Origin of the sequence: Pseudomonas sp. K5002, from assembly GCF_013386655.1 — a bacterium.
In the GTDB taxonomy this organism is placed as follows: domain Bacteria; phylum Pseudomonadota; class Gammaproteobacteria; order Pseudomonadales; family Pseudomonadaceae; genus Aquipseudomonas.
This window is the reverse complement of record NZ_JACARK010000694.1, coordinates 1-4,012: the sequence shown is the minus strand read 5'-3', so window position 1 is coordinate 4,012 and position 4,012 is coordinate 1. Positions and strand designations below refer to the sequence as shown.

Here is a 4,012-nt window from a genome sequence, read left to right as displayed (position 1 = left end):
GTGGCAACCAGCAGAAGGTGCTGCTGGCACGGCTGCTGGAGGTCAAGCCGCATGTGCTGATCCTCGACGAGCCCACCCGTGGCGTGGACATCGGCTCCAAATCCGAGATCTACCGCATCATCAACCAGTTGGCCAAGGCCGGCGTGGGCATCGTGGTGATCTCCAGCGAGCTGCCGGAAATCATCGGCACCTGCGACCGCGTGCTGATCATGCGCGAAGGGCAACTGGTGGCCGAAGTGGGCGGGGCATCGGGGCTGGATATTTCCCAGGAGGCGATCATCGACCTCGCCACCGGCAGCGAGCAGGTGGCCGCCCATGGCTAATTCAACGACAAGCGGGAGCAACACCATGACTGTGGCAACGATCGGCAAGGCTGAGCGTATTCGCGAACTGATGCGCACGGTGGGCATGTTGCCGGTGCTGGTGCTGTTGCTGGTGGGCTTTGCCCTGGCCAGCGAAAACTTCATGACGGTGCAGAACCTGTCGATCATCACCCAGCAGGCGTCGGTCAACGTGGTGCTGGCGGCGGGGATGACCTTTGTGATCCTCACGGCGGGCATCGACTTGTCGGTGGGAGCGATTCTTGCAGCTTCGGCTGTGGTTGCGTTGCAAGCGTCGATGTCACCGCAGTTCGGCATGTTCGGGATTGCCGCCGGGGTTGGCTTCGGCCTGTTGCTGGGCCTGGTCAACGGCGGCCTGATCGCCTTCATGCGCCTGCCGCCGTTTATCGTCACCCTGGGTGCGCTGACCGCCATGCGCGGTTTGGCACGCCTGTTGGCCGACGACAAAACCGTGTTCAACCCTGATTTGCCGTTTGCCTTTATTGGCAACGATTCGGTGCTGGGCGTCCCCTGGCTGGTGATCATTGCCGTGGCCGTGATTGCGCTGTCGTGGTTCATCCTGCGGCGCACGGTGATGGGGGTGCAAATCTACTCCGTGGGCGGCAACCCGGAAGCGGCGCGGCTGTCGGGGATCAAGGTGTGGAAGGTCCTGCTGTTCGTCTATGCCATGTCCGGTGCCCTAGCCGGCCTCGGCGCGGTGATGAGCGCGTCACGCCTGTTCGCCGCCAATGGCCTGCAACTGGGGCAATCCTATGAGCTGGATGCGATTGCCGCAGTGATCCTCGGCGGTACCAGTTTTACCGGCGGCGTCGGCACCATCGGCGGCACGCTGATTGGTGCGCTGATCATCGCGGTGTTGACCAACGGCCTGGTGCTGCTGGGCGTCTCGGATATCTGGCAGTACATCATCAAGGGCATCGTGATCATTGGCGCGGTAGCGCTGGATCGCTATCGCCAGTCCGGTGCGCGGACCTGATTTCACTCAAACAACAATCACAAGAGAGTCATCATGAACTTCAAACGCATGTTTCCTGTTGTCGCCTCCCTGGGCGTTGCCGTGTTGATGTCCCAGGCGGTGCAAGCCCGTGAACTGAAAGCCATCGGCATCAGCATGGGGTCCCTGGGCAACCCGTATTTCGTGACCCTGGCCGACGGTGCCACGGCGCGGGCCAAGGAGCTGAACCCGGCGGTGAAAGTCACCTCGGTGTCGGCCGACTATGACCTTAGCAAGCAGTTCTCGCAGATCGACAACTTCATCTCGTCCAAGGTCGACCTGATCCTGCTCAACGCCGTCGACCCGTCGGCGATGGCCTCGGCGATCAAGAAAGCCCGTGATGCCGGGATCGTGGTGGTGGCCGTGGACGTCGACGCCAAGGGCGTGAATGCCACGGTGCAGACCGACAACGTCGAGGCTGGCAAGCTCGCCTGCCAGTTCATCGTCGACAAACTGTCGGGCAAGGGCAATGTGATCATTCAGAACGGCCCGCAAGTCACCGCCGTGACCGATCGGGTCAAAGGCTGCAAAGCCGCGCTGGCCAGCGCCCCGGAGATCAAGGTGCTGTCGGACGACCAGGACGGCAAGGGCTCCCGCGAAGGCGGCCTGAACGTGATGCAGGGCTACCTGACACGCTTCCAGAAAATCGACGGCCTGTTCGCGATCAACGACCCGCAAGCCATCGGCAGTGATCTTGCCGCCAAGCAACTGAAACGCAGCGGCATCATCATCACCTCCGTGGACGGCGCGCCGGACATCGAGAATGCCCTGAAGACCGACACCCTGATCCAGGCCTCCGCCAGCCAGGACCCATGGGCCATGGCCCAGACCGCCGTCAATGTCGGCAATGACATTCTCAATGACAAACAACCCGCCGAAGCGGTTACCCTGCTGGTGCCAAAATTGATCACCCGCGATAACGTCGGTTCCTACGCCGGTTGGTCAAGCAAACATTAAAAGCACCCAGGAGTGAGCACCGTGGCAACCATGGAGGATGTGGCAAGAATTGCAGGGGTGTCGACGTCGACGGTTTCCCACGTCTTGAACGGCACCCGCAAGGTCAGCCCGGACACGGTGCAAGCGGTGCAGGACGCGATCCGGCAGGTGGGCTACATCCCCAACACGCTGGCGCGCTCGCTGGCTCGATCCACCACCAATACCATTGGCGTGGCGATCTCGGCGCTGTCCAACCACTACTTCAGTGAAACGGTGCACGCGATTGAAACCGAGTGCGCCAAGCACGGCTACATGATGCTGTTTGTCGATACCCACGACGATCCCGAACAGGAACTGCGTGTGGTCACGGCGCTGCACCATCGGCGGGTGGACGGCATTCTGCTGGCGCCGTCTACCGGTTCGCTGGCCCTGGAATACCTGCAGGCCAATCAAGTGCCGGCGGTGCTGGTGGACCGGATGATGTGTGATCGTTTCGATCAGGTTGGGGTGGAAAATACCCTATCTACCCAGGCTTTGGTGGCGCACTTGATCGAGCATGGCCACCGGCGCATCGGCTTTATTTCCGGGCGGGCGGGGCTGGGCACTTCCGATGAGCGCGTGGCCGGCTATCAAGCCGCGTTGCAGGCGGCAGGGTTGGTGTTTGACCCGCAGTTGCTGGTCAACGGCGGCTCCAGCAGCGAACCGGCACGGCAAGCGACCGTGCAGTTATTGGCCCTGGCAACACCGCCCACGGCAATCATGGCGGGCAACAACCTGATGACCCTGGGTGCGATGCACGCCTTGCGTGATGCGAATATCGACGTGCCCGGGCAGATGGCCCTGGTGGGCTTCGATGATTTTGACTGGGCGGATTTCTTTGTGCCACGCCTGACCCTGATCGCACAGCCGGTCCAGGAACTCGGCGCCCGGGCGGTCAACCTGCTGCTTGAGCGCATGGCGTCGCCCAAGCGTAAAACACACAGCGTGCGGCTCGCGCCCACCCTGAAGATTCGTAACTCATGCGGCTGCCCCTGATATGAACAACGCGGTTTCCCTTGGCATTGATCTCGGCACTTCGGAACTCAAGGCGATCCTGATGGACCAGCAAGGCAACGTCCTCGCCCATACGGGCGCGCGGCTGACGGTCTCGCGCCCGCATGCAGGCTGGTCCGAGCAGGCGCCTGAGGATTGGTGGCAAGCATGCCTGAAGGCCCTGGACCAACTGCGCACTGATCAGCCGGATGCCTACGGCCGTGTCGGCTGCATCGGGTTGTCCGGGCAGATGCACGGGGCGGTGTTGCTGGGGCAAGACGACCGGGTGTTGTACCCGGCGATTCTCTGGGATGACTCCCGTGCCATGGCCCAGGCTGAAGCCTTGGGCAGTGAGTTTGCCGACGTCACCGGCAGCTTGCCGATGGCCGGTCTCACGGCGCCCAAGCTGCTGTGGTTGCAGGAGCATGAACCGGCGGTATTCAGCGCCATTGATTGCGTGCTGTCGCCCAAGGACTACCTGCGCCTGCGCCTGAGTGGTGAGCGCGTGAGTGATGTGTCCGATGGTGCGGGGACGTTGTGGCTGGATGTGGCCAACCGTGAATGGTTTGAACCGATGCTGCAGGCCACGGGTTTGCGATGGGCGCAGATGCCACGGCTGGTAGAAGGTGGCGCGGCCAGTGCTTGTTTGAATGCGGCTGCGGCGGGGCGACTGGGCTTGGCCGAGGGCCTGGTGATTGCCGGCGGTGGC

Annotated in this window: 4 protein-coding genes and 1 pseudogene; all 5 read left to right on the top strand. The window is 62.5% G+C overall.

Annotated features, from left to right (window positions below):
* Window positions 1-323, top strand: a pseudogene (locus HX846_RS26440) (sugar ABC transporter ATP-binding protein); the annotation flags it as partial.
* Window positions 324-348: 25 nt separating this feature from the next.
* Complete coding sequence (locus HX846_RS26435; RefSeq protein ID WP_003209708.1) at window positions 349-1,317, top strand: hypothetical protein; 969 nt, start codon at window positions 349-351, stop codon at window positions 1,315-1,317.
* 33 nt (window positions 1,318-1,350) lie between these two features.
* Window positions 1,351-2,292, top strand: coding sequence for an ABC transporter substrate-binding protein (locus HX846_RS26430; RefSeq protein WP_178966404.1), 942 nt, complete (start codon window positions 1,351-1,353; stop codon window positions 2,290-2,292).
* Window positions 2,293-2,313: 21 nt separating this feature from the next.
* A complete protein-coding gene (locus HX846_RS26425; protein ID WP_178966403.1) occupies window positions 2,314-3,306 on the top strand; it encodes a LacI family DNA-binding transcriptional regulator in 993 nt (330 codons plus the stop codon).
* Window position 3,307: 1 nt separating this feature from the next.
* The coding region (locus tag HX846_RS26420; RefSeq protein WP_256739962.1) for an FGGY family carbohydrate kinase at window positions 3,308-4,012 on the top strand (705 nt) is incomplete at its 3' end.